The organism is Nocardioides lijunqiniae (genome assembly GCF_015024225.1).
GTDB lineage: Bacteria > Actinomycetota > Actinomycetes > Propionibacteriales > Nocardioidaceae > Nocardioides > Nocardioides lijunqiniae.
Genome location: NZ_JACJGM010000013.1, coordinates 13543 through 38473 on the forward strand (window position 1 = coordinate 13543; position 24931 = coordinate 38473).

The 24931-nt window shown below is 74.1% G+C and carries 14 protein-coding genes and 1 riboswitch; of the genes, 8 read left to right on the top strand and 6 right to left on the bottom strand.

Features of this window, described 5'->3' with window-relative positions; translation table 11 throughout:
- Positions 1 to 8: 8 nt before the first annotated feature.
- Positions 9 to 185: riboswitch (cobalamin riboswitch) on the bottom strand.
- A gap of 190 nt (positions 186 to 375) precedes the next feature.
- A complete protein-coding gene (locus tag IRQ30_RS10065) occupies positions 376 to 6720 on the top strand; it encodes a ThuA domain-containing protein (RefSeq protein ID WP_193612765.1) in 6345 nt (2114 codons plus the stop codon).
- Positions 6721 to 6826: 106 nt separating this feature from the next.
- Here IRQ30_RS10065 and IRQ30_RS10070 read toward each other — a convergent pair whose 3' ends face one another.
- Both IRQ30_RS10070 and IRQ30_RS10075 read right to left on the bottom strand, forming a co-directional pair.
- Positions 6827 to 7105: a hypothetical protein gene (locus IRQ30_RS10070; protein ID WP_193612766.1), complete on the bottom strand. Its 279-nt coding sequence runs from the start codon at positions 7103 to 7105 to the stop codon at positions 6827 to 6829.
- Between the two features lie 51 nt (positions 7106 to 7156).
- On the bottom strand, positions 7157 to 7813 hold the full coding sequence (locus tag IRQ30_RS10075; protein WP_193612767.1) for a sortase domain-containing protein: 657 nt from the start codon (positions 7811 to 7813) through the stop codon (positions 7157 to 7159).
- Positions 7814 to 8032: 219 nt separating this feature from the next.
- Here IRQ30_RS10075 and IRQ30_RS10080 point away from each other — a divergent pair, with 219 nt between their 5' ends.
- Entirely contained in the window at positions 8033 to 14347 is a 6315-nt protein-coding gene (locus IRQ30_RS10080; RefSeq protein WP_193612768.1) for a DUF5979 domain-containing protein, read from the top strand.
- A gap of 573 nt (positions 14348 to 14920) precedes the next feature.
- On the opposite strand, the gene IRQ30_RS10085 is transcribed toward IRQ30_RS10080, so the two are convergent.
- A complete protein-coding gene (locus IRQ30_RS10085; RefSeq protein WP_193612769.1) occupies positions 14921 to 15685 on the bottom strand; it encodes a sigma-70 family RNA polymerase sigma factor in 765 nt (254 codons plus the stop codon).
- A 170-nt stretch (positions 15686 to 15855) separates the two neighbouring features.
- On the opposite strand from IRQ30_RS10085, the gene IRQ30_RS10090 reads away from it, so the two are divergent.
- Entirely contained in the window at positions 15856 to 16566 is a 711-nt protein-coding gene (locus tag IRQ30_RS10090) for a hypothetical protein (RefSeq protein WP_193612770.1), read from the top strand.
- Positions 16567 to 16570: 4 nt separating this feature from the next.
- Positions 16571 to 17305, top strand: a complete 735-nt coding sequence (locus IRQ30_RS10095; protein ID WP_193612771.1) for a hypothetical protein — start codon at positions 16571 to 16573, stop codon at positions 17303 to 17305.
- Between the two features lie 22 nt (positions 17306 to 17327).
- On the opposite strand, the gene IRQ30_RS10100 is transcribed toward IRQ30_RS10095, so the two are convergent.
- On the bottom strand, positions 17328 to 18686 hold the full coding sequence (locus tag IRQ30_RS10100) for a hypothetical protein (RefSeq protein WP_193612772.1): 1359 nt from the start codon (positions 18684 to 18686) through the stop codon (positions 17328 to 17330).
- A 159-nt stretch (positions 18687 to 18845) separates the two neighbouring features.
- Between IRQ30_RS10100 and IRQ30_RS10105 the strand changes: the two genes are divergently transcribed.
- The 3 genes from IRQ30_RS10105 (at position 18846) to IRQ30_RS10115 (ending at position 21630) form a co-directional block, all read left to right on the top strand.
- A complete protein-coding gene (locus IRQ30_RS10105; protein WP_193612773.1) occupies positions 18846 to 19169 on the top strand; it encodes a hypothetical protein in 324 nt (107 codons plus the stop codon).
- A 41-nt stretch (positions 19170 to 19210) separates the two neighbouring features.
- Complete coding sequence (locus IRQ30_RS10110) at positions 19211 to 19798, top strand: RNA polymerase sigma factor (RefSeq protein ID WP_193612774.1); 588 nt, start codon at positions 19211 to 19213, stop codon at positions 19796 to 19798.
- 167 nt (positions 19799 to 19965) lie between these two features.
- Positions 19966 to 21630: a sigma-70 family RNA polymerase sigma factor gene (locus tag IRQ30_RS10115; protein WP_193612775.1), complete on the top strand. Its 1665-nt coding sequence runs from the start codon at positions 19966 to 19968 to the stop codon at positions 21628 to 21630.
- A gap of 37 nt (positions 21631 to 21667) precedes the next feature.
- Here the strand turns inward: IRQ30_RS10115 and IRQ30_RS10120 are convergent, their stop codons facing one another.
- Positions 21668 to 23131, bottom strand: coding sequence for a protein adenylyltransferase SelO family protein (locus IRQ30_RS10120; protein ID WP_193612776.1), 1464 nt, complete (start codon positions 23129 to 23131; stop codon positions 21668 to 21670).
- 129 nt (positions 23132 to 23260) lie between these two features.
- Here IRQ30_RS10120 and IRQ30_RS10125 point away from each other — a divergent pair, with 129 nt between their 5' ends.
- A complete protein-coding gene (locus IRQ30_RS10125) occupies positions 23261 to 23632 on the top strand; it encodes a VOC family protein (protein ID WP_193607965.1) in 372 nt (123 codons plus the stop codon).
- A 10-nt stretch (positions 23633 to 23642) separates the two neighbouring features.
- Here the strand turns inward: IRQ30_RS10125 and IRQ30_RS10130 are convergent, their stop codons facing one another.
- Complete coding sequence (locus IRQ30_RS10130; RefSeq protein WP_227467378.1) at positions 23643 to 24848, bottom strand: YibE/F family protein; 1206 nt, start codon at positions 24846 to 24848, stop codon at positions 23643 to 23645.
- Positions 24849 to 24931: the final 83 nt, after the last annotated feature.

The window sequence follows — 24931 nt, forward strand, 5'->3', positions numbered from 1 at the left end:
CCTCACGGTGGTCACCGCAAGGGCCAGCAGGTCTTCGGACTCGGGGTCAGCCGGGGCGAGACACCTTCCCGGACCCGGAGGTCCAGTGGCCTGTCCGAAGACAGCGTCTCGTCCGTCACCCATACCGCTGCGCGTCAGTCCCGGAGTCGCACCGGGTTCCCTTCACTGGCGCCACGAGGCTACTAGACGCGCCGCCCCGTTGCCGCCCCGCAGGCCGCTCCGAGCGACCCTGCGGGAACCTCGCACTTCGGGCGAGCAGGCGACCGGTTCCGGCGACGTTCTTCCAACTTTTGGTTGACAGCCGTCAGAAGTGCTGCCTAGGTTGCGGACGCGGTGTGATCCCCGTCACCCCCACCCCCTCCCCCAGGAGCCCCCATGTCGCCAGCCCGCGCCTCCCTCGCCCGGTCCGCCAGCCGGTCCGCCAGCCGGTTCGCCAGCATCCTGCTGGCCTTCGTCGTGGGAGTCGGGGTGATGGCCCTGACGGCACCGCCGGTCCAGGCGCATCCGGGCCACGGGCACGTGCTGATCTTCAGCAAGACCACGCAGTTCCGGCACACCGAGGCGATCGCCCAGGGGACCCCGGTGCTCAAGGCCGCCCTCGAGGCGGAGGGGATGCAGGTCACGGTCTCCGAGGACTCCGCGCTCTTCACCGACGCGAACCTCGCGCAGTACGACGCGATCATGATGTTCCAGGCGTCGGGCGACCCGTGGGACGCCGACCAGAAGGCGGCCCTGCAGCGCTACGTCCAGGCGGGCGGCGGGATCGTGGGCGTCCACAACGCGACCGACATGCGCGGCAACTGGGCGTGGTGGGACGCGATGGTCGGCACCGTGATGCCCGGCCACGCCGCCACCGGCACCACGCCCGGGCTGCCGGGCACGGTGCGCGTCGAGGACCACGACCACCCCTCGACCGAGCACCTCGAGCAGCGCTGGAACCGCGCCGACGAGTGGTACAACTACTCGACCAACGTCCGCGGCGACGCGCACGTCCTCGCCACCATGGACGAGTCGACGTACGACGCCGGCGGCAACAAGATGGGCTACGACCACCCGATCTCGTGGTGCAAGCCCTACGACGGCGGTCGCACCTGGATGACCGGCATGGGCCACTTCGGCTCGCACTACACCGCGGAGCCGGCGTTCGTGCAGCACATCGTGGGCGGCACGAAGTACGCCGCCGGGCTGGAGCCGGGCGACTGCGGCGGCACCGTCTGGGACAACTACGAGAAGGTGGCGCTCGACGAGAACACCTCGGCGCCGTTCGCGATGGACGTCGCCCCCGACGGCAAGGTCTTCTACACCGAGCTCGTCCGCGGCGAGATCCGCGTCTACGACCCGACCACCCAGGTCACCAGCACCGCCGTCAGCATCCCCGTCTACTCCGGCGGCGAGGACGGCCTGCTCGGCATCACGCTGGCCAACGACTTCGCGGAGTCCGGTCACCTCTACGTCTACTACGCACCCGCGGCGACGAACGGCAACGAGTCCGACCCCGTCAACTTCTTCAGCAACCTCTCGCGGCTCACCTACGACCACACCACCGGCACCATCGACCGGGCCACCGAGAAGATCCTGCTGAAGGTCCCGGCGCGGCGCCTGCCCGACGAGCCCGGCCACACCGGCGGCGGGCTGGACATGGACGCCCAGGGCAACCTCTACCTCGGCGTCGGCGACGACGTGAACCCGCACTCCGAGCCCAGCGGCGGCTACGCGCCGCTGTCGACCCGCAACGGCACCTTCCACGACGCCCGGGAGACCTCCGCCAACACCAACGACCTGCGGGGCAAGCTGCTCCGCATCACGCCGAAGGCCGACGGCACCTACGCGATCCCCGAGGGCAACCTCTTCGCCGAGGCCGACGACGCCACCGGTAAGACGCGCCCCGAGATCTACGCCATGGGCTTCCGCAACCCGTTCCGCTTCTCCGTCGACCAGCGGACCGGCTGGGTGGGCCTGGCCGACTACTCCCCGGACAACAACACCGACGCCCCGGCCACCCGTGGCCCCGCGGGCATCGCCGAGTACAACGTCATCAAGTCGCCCGGCAACTACGGCTGGCCGCTGTGCATGGGCGCCAACGAGCCCTTCCGCAAGGTCGACTACGGCACCACGTCGGCGGGCCCGGTCGTGGTCGGCGCCTACTTCGACTGCGCCGCCCCCGTCAACGACTCGCCCCGCAACACGGGTCTGACCCAGCTGCCCCCGGCGCGTGCGGCCGACATGTTCTACGGCTACAACCGCACCTCGGCGCCCGGCGTGATCAACGCCGGCGGCGGCCTCGCCCCCATGGGCGGCCCGTTCTACGAGTACGACGCCGACCTCGACTCCGACACCAAGTTCCCCGCGTACTACGACGGCAAGCCCTTCTTCTTCGAGTGGGCGCGCAACAAGATGTACTCGGTCGACCTCAGTAAGACGGCCACCGACCCGGGCAAGGCCGTGGAGAAGGTCAACACCTTCCTGCCACAGGAGCAGTTCCTGGCCCCGATCGACTCCCGCTTCGGCCCGGACGGCTCGCTCTACGTCCTCGACTGGGGCGGCGGCTACGGTCGCGACAACCCCAGCTCGGGCCTGCACCGCATCGACTACATCTCTGGCTCGCGCTCGCCGGTCGCGGTGATCGAGACGTCCGTGACCTCGGGTCCGGCGCCGCTGACCGTCGAGTTCGACGGCGCCTCCTCCAGCGACCCCGAGGGCGAGGACCTCACCTACGCCTGGGACTTCGACGGTGACGGCGCCACGGACGCGACCGGCGCCACCGCCAGCCACACCTACGGAGTCGTCGGCGTGTTCTCCGCACGGCTCACCGTGACCGACCCCGCGGGCAAGGACGGCACGACGACCGTGCCGATCACGGTCGGCAACACCGAGCCCACGGTCGCCTTCGACCTGCCGCCCGACGGGTCGTTCTTCGACTTCGGGGACGACCTCAGCTGGGACGTCACCGTGACCGACCCCGAGGACGGGACGATCGAGGAGGACGAGGTCGTCATCCAGCCGGCCCTCGGCCACGACTACCACGCCCACCCGACGCAGCCGTTCTCCGGCCTGACCGGCACCACGCCGACCAGCCTCGGCGGGCACGCCCCGGACGAGAACATCTTCTTCGCCATCGACGCTCGCTACACCGACCACGGCGGCGAGGGCGGGGCGAACCCGCTCACGGGATCGGCCACCACCCTGGTGCTCCCCAAGACCAAGCAGGCGGAGTTCTTCACCGCCAAGTCGCCGTCGATGACGGTCGGCGTCGGTCGCGACATCGCCGGCGGCGACCGGGTCCTCTCGGGCCAGGACGGCGCCTGGGCGTCGTACAGCCCGGTGAACCTGTACCGCATCGACCAGCTCGCCCTGCGGGTCTCGGCGGCCAGGGCCGGCACCATCGAGCTGCGCCGCGACACCGCCGACGGTGAGCTCCTGAGCACCGTCGAGGTGCCGGCCACCGGCCCGCGCTACGTCGACGTGCTGGTCGACGCCCCCGAGGTCGAGGAGACCTTCGACCTGGTCGTCGTCATGCCGGGTGCCGGCGAGCGCCGGCTGAACTTCATCGAGGCCGTGGGCCAGGGCTCCTCGCCCGACACCCGCCCGGTCGTGCGCATCACCGCCCCCGCGGAGGGCACGGCCCTCCCGCCGGGCACCGACGTCGAGGTGGCCGCGAGCGCGACCGACTCCGCGCACGACATCACCCAGGTCGAGTTCTTCGCCGGTGACCAGTCGCTCGGCACCGACACCCAGGCGCCGTACACCGCGACCTGGACGACCCCGACCGAGGAGGGAGTCCACGAGCTGACCGCCGTGGCGACCAGCTCCTCGGGCGCCACCACCACCTCCCGCGTCGTCGGGGCGCAGGTGGGCGAGCTCTTCGGCGCCCTCGTGCCGTTCTCCAACGCCGGCGGCGAGTTCGAGAAGACCGGTCCCGGTGCCTTCCGCATCACCGGCGCGGGTGCCAACGTCTGGCAGGGCGTCGACCAGTACAGCTCGCTCTACCTGCCCGGTGGCGTCGACGACGACACCTGGGAGGCCGTGGTCAGGGTCGACGGCCAGAGCCACGCCAACGGCGGCGCCAAGAGCGGGCTGATCGTCCGCAACGACATCGCCGCGCCCGGCTCGTCCGCGGGCTACGCCTACCTCGGCATCCGCCCGACCGGCGGCGTCGAGTGGCTGCGCGACCCCGACGGCAACGGCCAGCTCAACGCCTCCGACGCCGGCGGCAGCACCGCCTACCCGACATGGCTGAAGATCAAGCGCAACGGGACGTCGTACACGGCGCACTACTCGCGCAACGGCACGACGTGGACCCAGGTCGGTCCGGCGGCCACCCTGACCGGTGCGGCGACCCCGCAGGACATCGGCATGACCACCACCGCCCACTCCGCCACCCCCGGCACCGCGGACTTCTCGCAGTTCTCCGTCGACACCGACCCGGTGCAGGAGTCCCCGGAGCAGACCTACGAGCCGCTCACGTGCCTGAGCCCGCTGAGCGATGAGTTCGGCACCGGCCTCAACGGCAAGTGGAGCGTGCGCCAGCAGACCGGCAAGGCGGTCCGCACCACCGCCGGTGCGCTGCTGATGCCGGTCACCACGAGCGACATCAACGAGGCCACACCGGGTCCGGTCAGCTTCGTCGGCCAGCCGGCGCCCTCCGGGTCGTGGGAGGCCAGCACCAAGCTGACCCTCGCGCACGCGACGCACTGGCAGTACGCCGGGCTGATGCTGCACAGGTCGGACGACGAGTACACCAAGCTCGCGTTCGTCAAGAACCAGAACGGCAACCGGTTCCTGGAGTTCCAGACCGAGACCGCGGGCGCTCGCACCACCCACGCCTCGTTCACGGTCCCGGCCGGCTTCCCGACCACCGCCTACCTCAAGCTGGTCAGCGACGGCACCGGCCTGCGCGCCCACTACTCCACCGACGGGGTGGCCTGGACGCAGATGACCGGCAACGCCGCGCCGATCAAGGCGGACGCGGAGCTGGGGCTCGTCGCCGCCGGCGACACCGGCGTCGGCGACACCGTCGCCTCCGTCGACTGGTTCCGGGTCACCCCGGACCGGACGGCCCCGGCGTTCACCCCCGACGACGAGTTCGACGGCGACGCGCTGGACGGGTGCCGGTGGGCCCAGACGGTCCGCTACGACGCCGACCACGTCTCCGTGGCCGACGGTCACCTGGACGTCGAGACCCAGGTCGGTGACATCAACGGCGCCAACCCGATCAACCCGCGCAACTTCGTGCTCCAGGACGCCCCCGAGGGCGACTGGGTGGCGACGACGCGGTTCAAGGCGCCGCTGAAGGTCCGCTACCAGCTGGCCGGGCTGCTGATGTACACCGACGACGACAACTACGTGAAGGCCGACGTCGTCGCCTACAACGCACCGGGCGCGGCGGTGGACCTGCGGGCCGAGATGGCCGGGGAGAGCAACGGCACGGGCTTCGGCAGCCGCAACGTCAACATCGCCGACACCAGCGAGAGCGGCTACTGGTACGTCCGGGTCACCAAGACCGGCAGCTCCTACACGTCCGAGGTCAGCGACGGTGGGGTCACCTGGACCCCGATCGGCGCCGCGCTCACCTACGACAAGCCGCTCACCGGGCTGGGCCTGATGGCGATCGGTCCGGAGCAGGACGAGCCGGTCACGGTGTCGTTCGACTACGTCCGCCTCGGCGGGGAGGAGGAGCCGGTCGAGGACACGACCGCGCCCACGACGACGGCGACCCTGGACCCGGCACAGGCCGACGGTGCCAACGGCTGGTTCGTCACCGAGCCGGAGCTCACGCTCAGCGCCGACGACGGTGAGGGATCGGGAGTCGAGACGACCGAGTACCGCATCGACGAGGGCGGGTGGACGGCTTACGACGGGCCGGTGACGGTCACCGGCGACGGCGAGCACACCGTGGAGTACCGCTCGACCGACGTCGAGGGCAACGTCGAGGAGGTCGGCTCGACCGAGGTCCGCGTGGACCGGGTCGCTCCGGTGACCACGGCCACCCAGGCCGTGGCGGGCGACGGCGTGCGCGTCACGCTCACGGCGGTGGACGCCACGTCCGGGGTCGCGTCGACGCAGTACGCGCTCGACGGTGGCGACTGGACCGACTACTCCGCACCGGTCCTGGTCGAGGGGGAGGGCGACCACACGATGCTGGTCCGCTCCACCGACGCCGCGGGCCTGGTGGAGGCCACCCGGACGGTGACGGTCACCGTGGCGGGCGGCCCGCCCGACACGACCGGTCCCACGGTGCAGGTCACCGGGCTGCGGCCGGGCTTCGTCTACGGGCACGCGCAGCAGCCCGTGCTCCGCTGGACGACGAGGCCCACCGGGGACGCCGTCCGCAGCGTGACCGCGACCCTCGACGGCAAGGCCGTCCGGGCCGGTCGGGTGGACCTGTCCCGGCTGCGGCTGGGCAGCCAGACGCTCGTGGTGCGCGCGGTCGACGTCCGGGGCAACACCACGACCGTGCGGGTGGCGTTCCGGGTGCGGACCTCGATCGCCGACGTGAAGGGTCTGGTCAATCGGGCCGCCAAGGCCGGGGCCATGGGCAAGGCGCTGCGCAACGAGCTGGTGGCCGGCCTCAACCGCGCCCGGCAGCTCGAGCGGCGACGTCCTGCGCTGGCGGCCGCGCAGCTCCGGGAGGTGCGTCGTGACGCGGGCCGGATCAAGTCGGCGACCGTCCGGGCACTCGTCCGGCAGGACCTGGCGGTGCTGATCAGGGGTCTGCGCTAGCAAGGATCATCCGGCCGGGGGGGCGGGGCGGGCGCGGCGGGGGGGGCCGGGGGGGGGGGGGGGGGGGGGGGCCGCCCCCCCGCGTCCGGGTCCGCGCCGAGCACCTCTAGCGGCGGCCGTCGCCCTCCAGGGCGCGCGTCCGGACGGGGATCTGCAGGACGCCCATCGCGGCCTCGATGTCGGGTCTCTTCGGCACCCAGCCGCGGGCGATCTCGTCGCCCAGCAGGTCGAGGACCGCGGCCCACTCGCTTGGGCTCAGCGAGCGCACCAGGCGCTGCGTCTCGTACGCCGCCAGGGAACCACGCGGCGTCGGTCGGTCCCGGGCGCGGGGCGGGCGCGGGTGGTCCGGGCGGCGCCTCGTCGGGCGGCCGAGAATGCTCCTCATGCTGAGAAGACGCCCCGCGTCGCCGGTCCTTACGGCGGCGCGCCCGCGGTCCTATGACGGAGCAGGCGTGGACGACACGAGGTGCCCGAAGGCCACCAGCCGCTGGTCGGTGTGGAAGAGCTCCGCGCAGGTGACGAGCGTGAGCAGGCGGGGGCCCGCGTCCGCGGGCGGCTCGACGCCCCCGTCGGGGTTCCGGGGCCGGGACCCGAGCACCCAGTCGGCCGTGAACGGCACCGAGAGGTCGTCGCCGGCGGTGTCGAGGACGTAGGTGTGCGTGGCGGTCCGGGTCTCGATCACGACCCGGTCGCCCGCCTCGAGGTCGGGCATGTCCCGCAGTGGCTCGCCGTGCGTCACCCGGTGGCCCGAGACCACCACGTTGCCGGCGGCACCGGGTGCCGCGGTGCCCGTCACGTGCCCGAAGCCGGCCGCGAGCGCCTCCGGCGAGCTGCCCTCGACGAGCGGCACCTCGTCGTCGCCGAGGCGAGGCACCCGCACGACCGCCGTCACGCGACGGTCGTCGACGTCGGCGTGGTCGCGCCCCTGCTCCCACTGCTCGTGCAGGGCCTCGACGCCCGACGCGTGCGCGCGCCGTGACACCCAGTTGGTGCCGACGAGCTGCCAGCCGACGTAGCCCAGCAGGACCAGGCCCACGAGCAGCAGCGCCACGCCGGCGGCGAGGCGTCCGCGGTGACGGGGCAGGGAGGGCACGCCGCACATGGTGCCCGGAGCCCCCAGCCGCAGCGCCGCCCGGGACGGGCGCGGCGACCACTGGTCTGGACCGGACCTACGTCACACCGGCCGCGCGTAAGGGACCGGCCGGGTGGACGTCTCTGTCAGGTGCGGCTGGGGCGATCTGCCCTGCCGCGGAGCAGACGGACTCGCGTGAACCGCGAGCAGGGATCGGGAGTAGCAGTGGGGGCAGTGGGGATGAGCTGGTCGGGTCGTGCGCTGATGTGGGCGCTGGTGACCGTGGTGGTGTCGATGACCGGGCTGGCGCCCGGCGCCGCGGTCGCGGCGCCGGACGAGCAGCCGGCGGTGAGCCAGGAAGGGGGCCCGACCCAGGGTCCGACTCAGGGCCCCACGAGCGAGGAGCAGGCGACGGACGTCGCGCCCGACGAGGGCGACGGTGGTGACGGGGACGACGCTCCCTCATCGCCGACCGGCGCTCAGGACGCGCCGCAGGACGACCCGTCGGACGCCCCGCGGGCGCCCGAGGACGGTGACGACGAGACCCGCGACGGCGGCGCCGCCGAGGGCCGCGCCGGACCGGCGGCCGCGGCCGCCAGGGCCGAGTCGGTGGTCGGCATCGCCAAGGAGACCAGCCTGGACGGCGCTCCCGCCGTGCCCGGCAGCGAGTTCACCTACATCCTCACCGCGCGGTGCTCCGGCCTGACGGCCGGCTGCATCAACCAGACCGTCACCGACGTGCTGCCGGCCGGGCTGGACATGACGTCGCTGCCGTCGTCCACCTCGACGCGCGAGGTCACCTACGTGGCCGCCACCCGCACCCTGACCGTGCGGTTCATCGAGCCGCTGCAGGAGCCGGTCGGCGCCCTCGGCCTCAACGACGGGGCGACCCGGGTGCTCGAGATCGGGATGCGCGTCCCGGCCAACACCCCGGCGCCCGACGGCACCACGATCACCAACACCGCCACCACGGTCGCCGACAACGCCGACCAGGCCTCCGCCGAGGCCGACATCACGGTGAGCGTGCCGCGCGACGTGAAGCCCGTCGCCACCAAGACGTGGAACGACGGCTCGGCCGTCGCCGGGTCCGGCGAGGCCTCGCAGGTCGTCCTCGGCATCCGCAACGCCTCCTCCAGCTCGGTCACCGTCGACGAGCTGCGGGTCAGCGACGTCACGCCGGCGACGTACGAGCGCTTCGACCTGACGGGGGTACAGGTCGAGCGCTTCCCCGCCGGCACCGACACCGCACGGCTCCTGGTCTGCACCGCCGCGACGACGACGTGCGCCGCGGCCGACCAGGTCGCCGGTCCCGCCGCCGGCGGGCCCGCGCCCGTCTCGCTGGGCCTGCCGGCCGGCGTCGACCTCGACGACGTCACCGGCTTCGTCGTGGTCTTCACCGACGCGAACGGCGACGCCCTCCCGTACGACGCCACCGGCGGCTCCGTGCGCGCCGGGCTCGTCCTGCGCGACACCGTGCGCTCCACCGGGGCGCCGCTCGAGCCGACCCAGAAGCTCGTCACGACCAACTGCGCGGTCCCCGCGGCCGTCGACGAGCTCGACGCGCTCACCTCGGGCCCCGCGGTCTGCGACACCTACGACGTGCTGCCCAGCACGGTGCTCATCGACGCGTCCAAGGACTACGTCGCCGACACCGACGGTGACTTCTCCCGCGAGAACGGCGAGTACGCCGTCGTCGGCGAGAGCTCGCCCGTGAGCGCGACCGTGCGCGTGCAGAACAAGTCGGCCTTCCCGCTGCAGGAGATCCGCGTGGTCGAGCCCGACGCCGGAGCCCCGATGGGCGAGTTCGCCAAGCTCGACGTGACCAAGGTCCGGCTGCGGTTCCCCACGGGCGCGACCGCCGCGCACCTGGTGGTGTCCTACGCCGACGGCAGCGCCGACCTGGTCGTCGACCGCACGGCCGGCGCCACGATAGACGTGGCCCGCGCCGGGACCCGTCCCTCGCGGATCGAGGTCGTCTACACGGGCGTGACCGGCGACGGCGCGCCGTCCATCGCGATCGACGCGACGGCGTACCTCGACGTGCACGGGACCCTGAACTCCTCGGTGACGGCGCAGGACCTGGCCAACGGCACGTCCCCGGGCGTCGTCAACTGCGCGCAGTACACCGCGAAGGCGACGACCTCCAACAGCACCGGCACCACGTCGGGCAGCGCCTGCAAGTCGCTGCCGGTCGAGAGCCCGCGCTCGTCGGGCACCGGTGTGAAGACCGTGAGCCAGACCCAGCTGCCGCCCGGGCAGCCCGTCGACTTCGGGATCACGCTGCGCAACAACGGCAACGTGCCGCTCGTCGACGCCGTGCTCTCCGACCCGGTCACCGAGGCCGACGGCACGCCGCGCGCGGCGGGCAACCCGTTCGCGATCGTGCGCATCGTCTCGGCCGCCGTCCGCAAGGACACCGGCGTGCCGGCCGTGGCGCTGGAGCTCTTCGACCCCGCGGCCGCCGGCGGCGCCGGCGCCTGGCTCGCCTACGCCGGCGCCGACACCGCCCTGCTCACCCGGTCGACCGGCGTGCGCGCGGTCGTGGACGGTGAGCTGGCTCCGACCAAGGCCGTGTTCCTCGACCTGGTGACGATGCGTCGCGACGGGGTGCCCGACGGCGTCACGCTGTCGAACTGCTTCGCCGCGGGAGCCGCCGGCTGGAGCGGGGACCCCGTCTGCTCGCCGGGCATGGAGTCCGCCCCGGCCTCGTCCGCCGCCGCGATCAACAAGAGCATCGCGCCCGGCCGGCTGGTCGCCCCGATCCCGGGGGTCCCGCGCCAGACCGCGCAGGTGCGCCTCACGATCGCCAACACCGGCAACATGAGCGCCCGCCAGCTGCAGCTGACCGACGAGGACCGCGACTTCTTCGACGCGGCCGACTTCGGGAAGGTGGCCTCGGTGCAGTTCCCGCTGGCCGCCGACCGGGTGCGCATCGACGCCTTCGACGGCACCGGCTGGGTCACCGGCACGGCCGTGGCCAAGGGCGCCTCGTCCTTCCCGCTCCCGGCCGGCATCGCCGCCGCCGACGTGCAGGGCATCCGGGCGACGTTCACCTCCGCGAGCGGTGGCTACGACATCCGTCCGTGCGAGGGCGTGCCCACCCCGGCGAGCTGCACCGCGGTCGTCGTGTTCGACGTGCACCCGCGCGCCGCACTGCGCTCCGACCCGGGCACGCCGGTCCCCGACGACCTCGAGAACACCCTCGTCGGCGGCTACGAGACGCGGCTGCAGACCCCGGGCGTCATGAACCCGGTGGCCCCGGTCACCGCCGACCTGGTGCTCGCCGAGGGCGAGCCCGAGCTCGACGTGGACAAGACGCCCAACAGCGCGATCGTCCCGGGGGAGACCGCGCCGTTCCGGCTGACCGTCACCAACTCCGGCACGGCGGACCTGCCCGACGTGGTCGTGCGCGACCTGCTGCCGCCGGGCCTGTCCTTCGACGAGACCTTCGCCGGCAACGTGGGCTACCGCGTGGTCGACGTGCAGGTGCCCGCGGGGACGGCCCAGCCGCCCGCGCCGACCTTCACCACCACCACCGCGCCCGGCGGCCGGGTCACTGGCCTGCGCTGGGGCTTCGGCGACTGGCTGATGCGTCCTGGCGCGACGTTCACGATCGAGATCCAGGTCAAGCTGGCCCCCGGCGTGACGGAGGGCCAGGTCAACACCAACCTCATGGGCGCCATCTCGTCCGCGGACGACCTGGCCTGCGCGCCGGGCACCGGCACCCAGACCGACGGCGACCTCGGGGCCGGCACGTGGTGCACCGACACCGCGGCCGTGACCACCAAGGCCGGCGCCGCGTTCGAGGCCCGCAAGTGGGTCGCCGGCAACGACGCGCTGGGCTGGTTCGACAACCGGACCGGCAAGGCCGTGCCCGTCGGTGCCGCCGGCTGCCCGTCGCTGAGCGAGGCCGGGCGCACCTACACGGCGTTCCCGTGCATCGCGCTGGTCAACCCGGGCGACCGCTACGACTACCTGCTCCGCATGGTCAACTCCGGCACCGAGCCGGCCACGAACATGCGGATCATCGACCGGTTCCCGGTGCAGGGCGACAAGGGCGTCGTGCTCACCGGCACCGACCGTGGCACCCAGTGGGACCACCGCCCGACGCTCGCCACCGCCCCGGTGCTGATCGGCAGCGGCGCGCTCACGACGTCGTACGCCCACGCCGAGGCGGGGGTCTGCACGACCGACCTCTCGATGACCTCGTCCTGCGGGGCCGGCTCCTGGGCGGACCCGTTCGGCCCGGAGGCCGTCGCGGCCCAGATGCGCGTCGCGTGGGCGACCCCGCTGGCGCCGGGGCAGGGCGTCAGCATCGCGTTCTCGATGAACACCCCGCTGCACGTCGAGCGCGTCGCCGACCCCACCATCGCGTGGAACTCCTTCGGCCACGCCGAGACGACGCTGCGCGGCGGCGGCGCCACCCGGGTGCTGCCTCCGACGGAGCCGATCCAGGTGGGCGTCGCGCTGGCCTACGGCACGCTGCGCGTCGAGAAGGAGCTGCTGGCCAACCCCGGCGGCCTCCCGGTCGGCGACCGCGAGTTCGAGATGGCCTACGCCTGCTCGATCGACCCGATCGGCAACCCGGCGCAGACCGTCGCCGAGGGCACCCTGTCGGTGAAGCCGGGTGAGTCCGCGGACGTCACCGGGATCCCGGCCGGCGCCGAGTGCGAGGTGTGGGAGACCGACGCCTTCGGGGGAGTCACCAACCACCCCGAGGACGACCCCGCGGTCGTCACCATCACGCCCCAGCTGGGCGCGGCGGTCGACGCGACCGTCGTCACCGTGACCAACAGCTACCCGCTGGCGGCCCTGTCGGTGACCAAGTCCGTCGAGGGCGACGCCGCCGCGTACGGCGACGCCACGACGTACCCGGTCGAGGTGCTGTGCGCCATGGACGGCGTGACGGCGACCGGCTTCCCGGTCACCGTCGACCTGGTCGGCGACGACACGGAGAGCATCGACGCCCCGGTGGGCTCGACCTGCACGGCCACCGAGCTCGACGACGGCGGCGCGACCACCACGACGGTGGCCCCCGCGGCCGGCGTCCTGATCACCCCCGGTGCGCCGGCGGCGCTCAGCCTCACCGTGACCAACACGTTCGAGGCGGGCAGCCTGCAGATCCTCAAGAAGCTCAGCGGGTCCGGTGCGTCGCTGCCGGACGGCCCGTTCGAGTACGACGTGGCCTGCACGTTCGAGGGCACGGCCATCGACCCCGTCACGGTGACGGTGGCCCGCAACGGTGACGACCGGGAGCTCGTGGCCGACGTCCCGCTGGTGCTGCCGATCGGCGCCGAGTGCACGGTGACCGAGACCGACGACGGCGGGGCCGACGCCACGCCGCCGCCGGTGACCGTGACGATCGTGGAGAACGCCGACGACAACACGGTGCAGGCGACCTTCACCAACGAGTTCTCGGCCGGCACGGTCGCGCTCTCGAAGGTGCTGGCCGGTGCGGGCGCCGCGGCGCCGTACGCGACCGACGCGGTCTTCACCGTCGACGTCACCTGCGCCCTGGACGACGCCACGAACGTGCTGTTCTCCGACGCGGTGCAGATCCGCGGCGGCGAGCGGCTCGAGCTGGAGGACGCGCTCGGCGACCCGGTCCTGCTGCCGCTCGGCACGCACTGCTGGGGCACCGAGAGCGACACCGGCGGCGCCACGTCGCACGCGGTGAACGCCGACTCCTTCGCCGACGCGCTGGTGGTCGTGGGCGGTGCTCCCGACGACCTGCAGACGATGGAGCTGGAGGCGACCAACACCTTCGACCTGTCGTCGCTGGTGCTGGACAAGGTCGTCGACGGCGCTGCCGCCGGCTACGCCGCCGGCCGGGAGTTCGCCGTCGAGGTGACGTGCGTGCTGCCGCAGGGGGCCGCGGTCACCCCGCTGCTCACTCGCGAGCCGCACACGATCACCGCCGGCACGCCGCTGGTGATCGAGGAGCTGCCGGTGGGCGCGGAGTGCTGGGCCGAGGAGACCGACGCGGGCGGGGCCACCTCGACCGTGGTCGAGTTCGCCGGGCCGGCGCAGCCGGCGGTCGTCACCGACCAACCGCGTCACCTGACGGTCACCAACACCTTCGCGGCCGGCGAGCTGCGCGTGACCAAGAAGGTGGTCGGCGGTGGAGCCGGTCCCTACTCGTTCACGCTCGCCTGCGTGACCGACCAGGGTGATGTGGCGCTGGCTCCGGCGGACGCCGGCTTCCGCCTCCGGGCGGGGGAGACCCGCACCGTCAGCGTGCCGCTCGGCGCGACCTGCACGGTCGAGGAGACCGACGTCCCCGACGACGCGACGGTGACCTTCGAGGACTCCGACCGCACCGACGACGGCACGGTCCGCGTCGACCCGGACGCCTCAGTCACGGTGGTCAACTCCTTCCCCGACGGTGCGGGCGAGACCGAGGAGACCGACGAAGGCGGCGAGGGCGGTGGGGGCCTGCTCCCCTCGGCCGGCGGCCCGCAGCTGTGGCTGCTCCTCGCAGGCGTCCTCCTGGCCACCGCCGGCGGCTCGCTCGTCGTGACGTCGCGCCGCCGCCGCGACCCGTCGCAGGCCTGACGGACGTGGGGGCCGCCTCCCGGCGGCCCCCACGTCTCCGGGTGGTCGAGCAGTGAGGAGCGCCAGCGACGAGCGCCCGTCGAGACCCCGGTGGTCGAGCAGTGAGGAGCGCCAGCGACGAGCGCCCGTCGAGACCCAGTGAGCCGAACGCCGACCGACCCCACGGTGGTTGAGGTGCGAGCGCAGCGAGCCTCGAAACCACACCCTCGATGCGGGGCTGGAGTCGGCCCGCGCGCGTAGCAGCCCGGGTCTCGGCGTCAAGGATCGCCTTCGGCGCCCGCTTCGCGGCGGCCTACGGCCGTCCTTGACTCCGAGCCTCTCCCGGGCTGCTGGGCGGCGCACGGGCGGCGGCGGCTTCGCCGCGCCGCCCGCAAACAGCGCGGGCCCTGCCTATCGGTCGCCTATGTCGGCAGTTCGAGCCTGACCTCGGCCTCTCCACGCTTGGCCGGGCCCGGGTGGCGCCCAACTGCCGACGCTGAGTGTCGGTTGCCGCACCACCAGTCACACCAGCCCCACCAGAGGGGTGCCGCGGCACCCAGCTCGAGCCGAGCAACGAGCCAGAGGCGCGACGGATCAGCCCGAGGCGCCGACGGCGAGCAGCGAGCGCAGCTCGGCGATGACCTCGCGGCACGCCTCGCAGTCGAGCAGGTGCGCGCCGATGGTGGCGGTCAGTGCCGGGTCCAGCCGGTCGCGGGCGAACGCCGGGAAGTCGTCGCGCAGGGCGTCGCAGTCGGCGTCGGCGCTGCGGGCGACGTGGAGGGCGAGGTAGGCGTCGCGCAGGCCCTGCCGCGCGCGGAAGCTCAGGGCCGCGACCGCGTTGGCGTTGAGTCCCAGCTCGTCGCCGACCTCGGCGAGCGGCCGCCCCTCGACGGTGGTCCACCACAGGGCGAGCTGCCAGCGCGCGGGCAGGCTGGACAGCGCCTGGGCGAGCATCTCGGAGTCGGTGCGCAGGCCGCTGGCCGGCTGGTCGTCGGGAGCTCCCGGCTCGTCGGGCTGCAGGTCCTCGACGGTGTCGGTGGGCAGCAGCCGCGACTGGCCGCGCCCGACGTCGGCCGCGGAGCTCCGCACGGCGGTGATCAGGTAGGCACGGAACGACACCCGGGGGCCGGCCCCGCGCGAGAGCTGGTCGAGCACCTTGGTGAACGCCTCGGACACGACGTCGTCGACGTCGGAGGGGCGGCACAGGCGCCGGGCGATGCCGAGCGCGACCGGCTGGTGGGCGTCGTACAGCTCGGCGACGGCGTCGAGGTCGCCGGCGCGAGCGCGCTCGATGAGACGGCGCTCGTGGAGACGCGCGTCGTCCTCGGCCGGAGCCGCCGCGACGGCGGGGGACGGCACGTCGGCAGCGAGTGGAGCCCCCCGGCCCTTCGCCGCCCGTCGGATCGACGGCAGGTGGCTCAACACGTGGCTATGCTACCGAGCAATCGGGTACCGCACCGCCGAAGGGGCGAGACCGAGACAGCGGCATGCCGCAGGACACGAGGCGGTGGAGCATGGGCTGGACGTGGGTGACCGACCGTCTTGCGCGCTCCCGGCCGGCCGGTGCGTCGTCCGCGGCCGGAGCGACGCCGCCGGACCTGCGTGCGCAGCTGCCCCGACTCTGGCCGGACGGCCCCGGTGGCCGGGTCGACGAGGAGGCGCTCGCGGTCCTGAGCCGCGGCTACGCGCGCGCGGGACGCACCCTGCAGGACCTGCTCGCCGACCTCGACGTCCTGTGCTCCGTGGTGGGCATCGGCGCCTCCAGTCGGATGATCGAGGCCTCGTCGGTGGCCTGGTCGGACGCCTTCCTGGACGGAGTGGCCGCGCAGGCCTCCGGGTCGCCGGCGCCGGGCCGGGACGTCGAGGAGCTGCGCGAGGTCGAGCGGCTCCTGCACCAGGACGGGAACGGCGCGTCCTGGGGTCCGCTGGTCCCCGTCGGTCGCCTGCTGCTCGTGACCTGGCCGGGCCCGAACGCCGGGCGTCCCCGTCCGTCCGCGGAGGAGCTCGACCGCGTGGTGCGGGAGACCCGGCAGGTCTTCCCGCGCTCGGCCGTGGCCCCACAGCCCGCCTACGACCGTGTGGTCGCGGCCGTCGCCGACTCGCCCTCGCTGCCGGGGCGCGTGTCCACCCTGGCGGCGCGCTGCGCGGAGCTGGCCGCCGACGTACCCCCAGCCGTCAGCCTCGCGGACGTGCCTGCCGACGCCGGCGGCGTCGACCGTCTGCTGCGCCCCGCGGGCTGAGCCCATGAGTCCCGACGGCCGGCGGTCCCGGTGGAGCCGGTGGGCGGGTGCTCGCGACGAGGTCGCCGGGTCCACCGCGCAGCCCGTGGAGCCACCGCTCGACGACGACCTCGTGCAGGACGTCGTCACCATGACCGGGCAGGCCGCGGTCGACGGGCTGCCGCTGTCCGCCGTGCTCGAGGACCTGCGCCTGGTGCTGGACCTCGCGCCGGGCGCGGACCTTCCGGCGCCGGTCCTGCGCGCGTGCGCACTCGCCTGGGCCTCGGTGCAGCAGGAGCTCGCCGCCGGGTCGGCCGACGACGTGGCGGTGCGGACCTGGCACGAGCTGGAGAGCCACCTGTGGGGGTCGGTGGGACTGGGCGAGGGGCCCGACCCCACGTGGCTCGTCGAGGTCCGCGCCGGTACGCCGCGCCCGGCCGAGGCCGGCGGGTCGGCCCTGGCCTCGGTGCTGGGCCCGGTCGACCACCTGCGCGGCGCCGCGCAGGTGCTGGCCTCCTACCTGGTCCGGCCGGGCGAGCAGGTGAGCCTGCTGCGCCCGCCCACCGGCCAGGAGCCGGACCGGGTGCTCGCGCTCGTGGTCTCCGGACCCGACGAGGGGCGGCCCGAGCTGGCGCGCGCGCGGCTGCAGGCGCAGCCCATCGGTGGCGAAGGGGCCCTCGACGTCCGGGTGGTCGCCCTGACCGGCCATCCCGACGGGATGCTGGCCGCGCTCCGCGAGGCCGTCGAGCGCCGGGACTGAGTGGGCGCGCGGCGCCACCGACTCAGGAGGTGGGGCGGCGACGCCAGTCGCGGGTGAGCTCGGCGAGGGCGTCGTCCACCAGGTCCGAGGCGGACTCGATGGTCCCGCTGCGTGTCGCCAGGCGCACGTGCGCGCCGTCCAGCACCTGCTCGGACCAGGACCGCAGGCTGCTCTCGGGCACGTCCCGGGCCACGAGCCCGAGCCGCAGCTCCCCGCACCTGCCCACCGCGATCGTCTCGAGCCGGTCCTCCCAGGCGTCGGCGACGGTGCGCGCCACGCGGCTGAGCGTGCCGGCGTCCGCGGCCTCCACGACCAGCGCCGATGCCGGGACCGAGCGCCCGCGGTCGAACGACGAGGCACTCGTGAGCGCCTGGTCGAACGCGCGGGCCGACAGCACCCGCGTCGAGGGGTCGTACGCCGGCAGCCGGTTCATGACGGCCAGCCGGGCGCTGCGCGTCTGCTCCTCGGTGGCGTCGCCGGCCGAGCGGCGCAGCAGGCACACCCACCCGCGGGAGGGCGACCCGTGCGAGGGGAGCCGCTGCACGTAGCCGCTGAACCGGACGCTGTCCTCGCCCGCGTCCAGGACGACCGTCACGGTGTCGATGCCCGCGAGGTCGGAGCCCAGCAGCTCCTCGCCGCTGCTGCCGGCGTCCGGCGGGCTCGCGCCGCGCAGCGTGTAGAAGAGCCGCGCCGGCGCGTTGAGGTCCACCAGGCGCTGGTCCTGGTCGAAGACGAAGAGCAGCGCGCCCAGGTCGTCGATGAGGACGTCGGGGCTGGGACGCACGCGCAGCTCGTCGGCCGCGCGGACGGTCGCGAGGGCCAGCACCAGCAGCAGCACGGCGGCCACGACGTCGGTGACGTTCAGCAGGAACGCCTCCGCGACCAGGATCCCCACCGCGGAGGCGAGCACGCCCCGGGCGATGTGGCGCACGGCGGGAGCGGGGTCGTTGGCGCGCTGCGCCACCCACACCGTGGCGACGACCAGCACCCCGAAGGAGTAGACGGTGTTGAAGACGAACAACGGGTCGCGTGAGTCCAGCCCCCACCCGACCCGGAGCGCCAGCATCGCGGCCGGCACGCCCAGCCACATGGCCACGAGCGCCCGTGGCGGCTGCCAGCCGTAGCGCGAGAAGGTGCCCGCCCAGATCAGGAAGGCCCCGCCGCAGAAGGCGATCACGGGCAGCCAGAGCACCTGGTGCCAGGGGTGCAGGCCCTCCGCCTTCACCGACGCCACGGAGAGGGTCCAGACCACCGTGCCGGCCGAGGCCCACAGCAGGTAGCGGGTGGCGCCGAACGGTCGTTCCGTGCGCAGCCACAGGTAGCCGGTCGTCGCGGCCGCGATCACGGCCGCGATGAGGTGCACCCCCGTCACCACGGACACGGCGTCATCGTTCCACAGCGCGTGCCGGGAGCCGGACGTGGTCCGTCCTGCGTGCTCCGCGTAAGGGATCCGCTCGACGCGCGTCCCTGAGGGACACGAAGGACCCCCGGCTCGGGCCGAGGCGACGCTGCGGCGCACGCGCCGAGGAACGAGGTAGCGATGCCCCCCGAGCACGGGCTCCCCGACGAGGACGCGAGATCGGCGCGCGAGGCGCTGGCGGCGCTGCTCCTGGACCGGATCGTCGACGGCGCCGTGGCCGAGCTGGACGTGCCCCACGTCGTGATCTGCACCGAGCTCCCCGGAGGGGCGACGACCTGCCGGGGTCCCTACCCGGACGCCCTCGCGGCCGCGACGGCCGCCGAGCGGCAGCGTGCCTCCCTGGCGGGGTGGGCCGGCGAGGGAGCGCGGCGGTTCGGCGTAGCTCCCCTCCACCCACCCGGACGGGACACGTGGCCCGAGCTCGATGCGGCCGGCGACGCGTAAGCAAGCCCGCGGCGGTGCGTCCGACTGGCATGACGGGGGCGATGCACGGCACGAGGACCGAGCCGGCCGGGGGCGGCCCGGCACCCAGGAGCGCGGACGACACGGCGCTGCTCGCCGGCCTGCGCCGCGGTGACGGCCAGGCCTGGGAGGAGCTCTGGCGGCGGCACTACCCGTGGGTGCGCGGCTGGGCGGCGTCCGCGCTGCGCAGCGACGAGGAGGGCGAGGACGTCGCCTCGGAGACGTTGCTGCGCACGCTGGTGCGCTTCAGCGTCCACCCGGCGCCGGACTCGCTGCGCGCCTACCTGCGCACCGCGGCGGGCAACCTCGTGGTCGACACCGTCCGCGCCCGCGTGCAGCGGCGCGAGATCGCGGAGCGCCAGGCCGGCGACGCCCGGATCGGTGGCGACGAGGCCTCCGACCTGCTCCCCGAGGAGCGCCGCGCGGTGGCGCGCGCGCTGCGGGAGATGCCGGAGCGGCAGCGCTACGTCCTGGTGCGTCTCGTCGTCGACGGGCTGAGCGTCGCGGAGGTCGCCGAGGAGATCGCGGTCAGCCCGAACGCCGCCAGCCAGCTGGCCTTCCGCGCGCGCGCCACGATGCGCCGGCTCCTCGGGAGCCTGATGGCGGCCTGACCCGACCCCCGTGTCCCGACGTCCGCGAATCAGCTGGGGCGTCGGGCGTAAGGACGTGCCCACATCTCCGTCTCTGTCCGGGGGGCACGTCCCCGCCCGGGGTCCAGCTGCCTCGGACGGGGGCGTCTCCGTGCCCCCGCCGTGGACGAGCAGCGAGGTGACGCACGATGCAGGAGGACGGGCACCCCCGGGGCGCCGGCGGGCCGGAGGACCCGGCTGACGGGCCGCCGACCCCGCACGACGGCGACCTCGGCCTCATCGAGCGGGTGCGGGCCGACGCCGACGACGCCGCCGTCGAGGAGCTCTACCGTCGCCACCGCGACGCCGCGCTCCGCCTGGCGCGACACCTCTCCGATCCTGTGACGGCCGAGGACATCGTGGCCGAGGCCTTCGCCCGGGTGCTCCAGGCGCTGCGGGCGGGCAAGGGGCCGACGTCGGCGTTCCGCCCGTACTTCCTCACCGCGGTCCGCAACGCCTACGTCACCCACGTCCGGCAGGACAGCCGGCACGTGTGGACCGCGGACCACTCCGAGGCAGGGCTCGACCCGCTCGTGCCCGACGCCACGGCGCAGAACGCCGACTCCCAGCTGCTCGCCACGGCCTTCTCCACCCTGCCCGAGCGCTGGCAGGTGGTGCTGTGGCACACCGCCGTCGAGGGCGAGGACCACGAGACGGTCGGTCGGCTCCTCGGGGTGAAGGCGAACGCCGTGGCGGCGCTCAGCTTCCGTGCCCGCGAGGGCCTGCGCAAGGCCTACCTCGCCGCCCACGTGGCGGCGGCCCGGTCCGAGGAGTGCCGCCCCTTCGTCGACCAGCTGCCGGTCTACCTGCGCGGTGGCCTCGGCCGGCGCCGGCGGGAGGAGGTCGAGGAGCACCTGGAGTCCTGCCGCGAGTGCTCGGCGGCCTACCTCGAGCTCGGCGCCATCTACACCGGCCTCGGCGCGCTGCTCGCGCCGGCCGTGCTGGGCGCGTCCGGCATCGGGTACGCCGCCGCGTCCGTCCCGGGTGCCGCGCCGACGGTGGCCGCCGTCGCGGCCCGGGTGCGACACCTCGTGGGCCGTCCGGCCGGGGCCGCCGTGGCGGCCACGGTCCTCGTCACGGTGATGCTCGGCGCCGCCTGGGCCGCCCAGCCGCTGATCGGCGACCGTGGAGGCGATCCGGGGTCCGCCGGGGGTCCCGCCGCCGCGACCTCGAGCCCGACGCCCGGTGCCGGCGACCCGGAGGACACGTCGGCGCCGTCCACGCCCGCCTCACCGTCGAGGAGCGCCACGGCCAGTCCCTCCGGCGGCATCGCGACGAGCCCCGCCCCCACCGGCTCGACGACGCCCGGCCGTCCGCCCTCGCCGTCGTCCACCACGGAGCAGCCGACGCTCACGCTGCCTCCCTGGCCGCAGCCGACGGTGCCGAGCGACCTGCCGCCGCTCCCGACGACCGCTCCCACCGTCGGGCCCACGACGCCCCCGACCACCGGTCCGACGCCGGACCCGCCGACGACCGAGGACCTCTCCCTGGGCCAGGGGCAGCACGCCTACTACGCACCCCACCACCACCTCGAGATGACCGTCGAGGCGCGCCTCGACCCGACGACCGTGACCTTCCGGGTCGCCGGCCTCACCGGCGTGAGCGTCCACCAGGACCGCGACTTCGTCGGGACCGCGTGCGCCTTCACCGCCTCGGCGCCGGGCGAGCCCGGGACCGTCACGTGCTCGCTGGCGGCCGGGTCGGGCACCTTCGCCATCGACGTCTGGGTCGAGGGTCCGTTCGAGGCGAGCGCCCGGGTCTCCGCCGAGCACAACGTCGATCCCGACCCCGCCAACGACGCCGTGGTCTTCTGAGTCCTCTGGGTCTGCCGAGCCCTCTGGGACCGGCGGGCTAGGTCCCGCAGTACGTCGTGTAGTGGCCGAAGTCCTCCGGCGCCGGCTCGGCGTAGCGCTCCAGACCGGGCCGCTCGTCGTACGGCGACGACAGCGCCTCCAACAGCCGCTCGAGCGGTGCGAGGTCGCCGTCGGTGCCAGCCACCAGCGCCTCCTCGACGAGGTGGTTGCGGGCGAGGTAGACGGGGTTGACGCGGTCCATCGCGTCACCGTCCGGACCGAGCGCGCGCCACCTTTCGGCCCACGCGTCGAAGGCCGCCAGGTCGAGCACCTGGCCGCGCGCCGGCTCGAGGTCGCCGCGGGCGGCGGCGCCGAGGGCGCGGAAGAAGCCGGTGTGGTCGACGCGGCTGGACCTCATCAGCTCGACCAGGTCGCCGAGGAGCGGGGTGACGACCTCGTCGGCGAGGCCCTCGGGCAGCCCGAGCTTGGCCTGCATCCCCCGCGTCCACGCGCCGGAGTAGGCCGGACGGAAGGTCCCCAGCGCCTCGACCGCGATCGCCACGGCCTGCTCCTGGTCGTCGTGCAGCAGCGGCAGGATCGCCTCGGCCAGGCGGGCGAGGTTCCACTCGGCGACGAGGGGCTGGTTGCCGTAGGCGTAGCGGCCGGTCTCGTCGATGGAGCTGAAGACCGTGGTCGGGTCGAAGGCCTCGAGGAAGGCGCACGGCCCGTAGTCGATGGTCTCGCCGGAGATCGTCATGTTGTCGGTGTTCATCACACCGTGGACGAAGCCGACGAGCATCCACTGCGCGACCAGCGACGCCTGGGCCGCGACGACCGACTCGAGGAGCGCGAGGTAGGGAGACTCGGCCTGCGCGGCCTCCGGGTGGTGGCGCGTGATCGCGTGGTCGGCGAGGCGGCGGGTGAGCTCCACGTCGCCCTGCGCGGCGGCGTACTGGAAGCTCCCCACCCGCAGGTGGCTGCTCGCGACGCGGGTCAGCACGGCGCCGGGCAGCACGGTCTCGCGCCGCACCGGACGGCCGGTGGCGACCACCGCCAGCGCTCGGGTGGTGGGGATGCCGAGCGCGTGCATGGCCTCGCTGATGACGTACTCGCGCAGCATGGGGCCGACCGCGGCCAGCCCGTCTCCGCCGCGCGCGAGCGGCGTACGACCCGAGCCCTTGAGGTGCAGGTCGCGCAGCGTCCCGTCGCCGGCGGTGAGCTCGCCGAGCAGCAGCGCGCGGCCGTCGCCCAGGCGTGGGCTGAAGCCGCCGAACTGGTGGCCGGCGTAGACCTGCGCGACGGGGTGCGCGCCCTCGGGCACGAGGTTGCCGACCAGGAGGCGGAGGCCGTCGTCGCTGCGCAGGGCGTCGCTGTCCAGGCCGAGATCGCCCGCGAGCGGCTCGTTGAGGGCGAGCAGCGTGGGGGAGGGCGCCTCCTCGGCCTTCCAGTCCAGCGCCAGCTCCGGGAGCTCGCGCGCGAATCGGTCGCCCAGGACGAGGGTGCGGTCGGTAGCGATGCTCACCCCGTCCAGCGTACGCGGCGGACGGAGGCTCACCAGGGCCCATCGCGTGCGGGCGGGTGCTGTCCTCGGTCCGTCCTACGCTCGCGTCCAGGTGGTCCCCGCAGGCGGGGCCCGAGGAAGGAGACGGTCATGGACTTCAGGATCGAGCTGGTCCCCCTCGCGGTGGCCGACGTCGACCGGGCGGTGGCGTTCTACGGCGAGGGCCTGGGCTGGAGCGTCGACCACGACGTGGTGGTCACGCCGGAGCTGCGCTTCGTGCAGGTGACGCCGCCGGGCTCGGCGTGCTCCATCTGCTTCGGCGTCGGGCTCGACATGATGCCCCCGGGCTCGTCGCAGTACGTCCAGGTCGTCGTCGAGGACGCGGACCGGGCGCTGGCCCACCTGCGCGAGCGCGGCATCGCGTGCGAGGGGGTCGACGAGCAGGCCTGGGGCCGCTTCGTGCGGTTCGACGACCCCGACGGCAACCGGTGGGCGCTGCAGGAGCTCGTCGTGCCCGGCTGACGCCGTCGGCTCAGGCCTCCTGGCGCGCGGGGGGCACGGTGAGCGCGGCGATCGCGGTCGTCAGCGGGACGGCCAGCACCAGGCCGATGCTGCTCACCAGCGACCGGACGACCTCGGTGGCGATCTCCTCGGTCCCGAGCAGGTCGACCAGCGGCCGGTCGTAGAGCTGCAGGACCAGCAGCAGGGTGAGGGCCGTGCCGGCGTAGGCGAAGACGATGGTGTAGATCGTCGAGGCGATGTGGTCGCGCCCGATGCGCATGCCGCTGGTGAAGATCTGGGTGCGGCTCATCGTCGGTGAGGCCCCGCGCAGCTCCCAGACCGCCGACGACTGGGTGATCGTGACGTCGTTGAGCACACCGAGGCCGGCGATGATGACGGCCGCCGTCAGCAGGTCGGGGAAGCTGATCGACGGCGTGAACGTCGTCAGGAAGCCGCCCTCCTCCCCGGCGATGCCGCTCAGGTGCGTGGAGCGGACCGCCCACCAGCCCGCCAGGGCGGTGATGCCGAGCCCGGCGAGGGTGCCGGCGAGGGCCGTGCTCGTGCGCACGGAGAAGCCGTGGGTCGTGTAGAGGACGACGTACATGATCGCGGTTGCGGCCACCAGCGCGACCGGGATGGCGGACTCCCCGGTCAGGAGTGCAGGCAGCGCGAAGAAGAACATCACCAGGCTCGCGAACCCCAGTCCCAGCAAGGCCATCACGCCGCGCAGCCGCGCGATCGCGACCACCACCACGACGAAGACGATGCCCAGCAGCCACAGGGCGCCGGTGCGCTTGGTGCCGAAGTAGCTGTACGACGCCTCGCCCCCCTCCTGCGGCTGGCGGACCAGCTCGAGCCGGTCACCCGCACCGAGGCCGGACGCCGTGACCTGGGGCGGGACCTCGACCGCGACCTCGGTGCCCTGGTCGGGACCGTCGTCGACGGTCGCCATGATCCGCCCGCACTGCTCCTCCTCGGGCGAGACCTCGGCCGACGCGCAGACCGGCTCGACCTCGTCGACGACCGCCTCCGGGAAGGTCACGCCCTCGGCCGCGAAGCCGACCGAGCCCTGCAGGTCGTCGGCGGCCCCTCCGTCGGGCCACAGCAGCGCCAGCCCGACCAGCGTGGCGACCCCGACCGCTGCCAGCAGCCCGAGCAGGCTCAGCCGCGCGCCCCGGTTGATCTCCACACCGTCGTCGGCCCCGGCGCGGTGCGAGTGCGAGTGTCCGTGGCCCATGGCCGGAATCCTCCCACCCACCCCACCTCAGGCCGGCCCTCGGTCGTTGAGGTGCGAGCGCCAGCGAGCCTCGAAACCACGTA

Bases quoted from the DNA above. Each gene is read 5' to 3' on its own strand.
- IRQ30_RS10065 (WP_193612765.1), top strand. From the start codon at position 376: ATGTCGCCAGCCCGCGCCTCCCTCGCCCGGTCCGCCAGCCGGTCCGCC.
- IRQ30_RS10070 (WP_193612766.1), bottom strand. From the start codon at position 7,105: ATGAGGAGCATTCTCGGCCGCCCGACGAGGCGCCGCCCGGACCACCCG.
- IRQ30_RS10080 (WP_193612768.1), top strand. From the start codon at position 8,033: ATGAGCTGGTCGGGTCGTGCGCTGATGTGGGCGCTGGTGACCGTGGTG.
- IRQ30_RS10095 (WP_193612771.1), top strand. From the start codon at position 16,571: ATGAGTCCCGACGGCCGGCGGTCCCGGTGGAGCCGGTGGGCGGGTGCT.
- IRQ30_RS10105 (WP_193612773.1), top strand. From the start codon at position 18,846: ATGCCCCCCGAGCACGGGCTCCCCGACGAGGACGCGAGATCGGCGCGC.
- IRQ30_RS10110 (WP_193612774.1), top strand. From the start codon at position 19,211: ATGCACGGCACGAGGACCGAGCCGGCCGGGGGCGGCCCGGCACCCAGG.
- IRQ30_RS10115 (WP_193612775.1), top strand. From the start codon at position 19,966: ATGCAGGAGGACGGGCACCCCCGGGGCGCCGGCGGGCCGGAGGACCCG.
- IRQ30_RS10125 (WP_193607965.1), top strand. From the start codon at position 23,261: ATGGACTTCAGGATCGAGCTGGTCCCCCTCGCGGTGGCCGACGTCGAC.
- IRQ30_RS10130 (WP_227467378.1), bottom strand. From the start codon at position 24,848: ATGGGCCACGGACACTCGCACTCGCACCGCGCCGGGGCCGACGACGGT.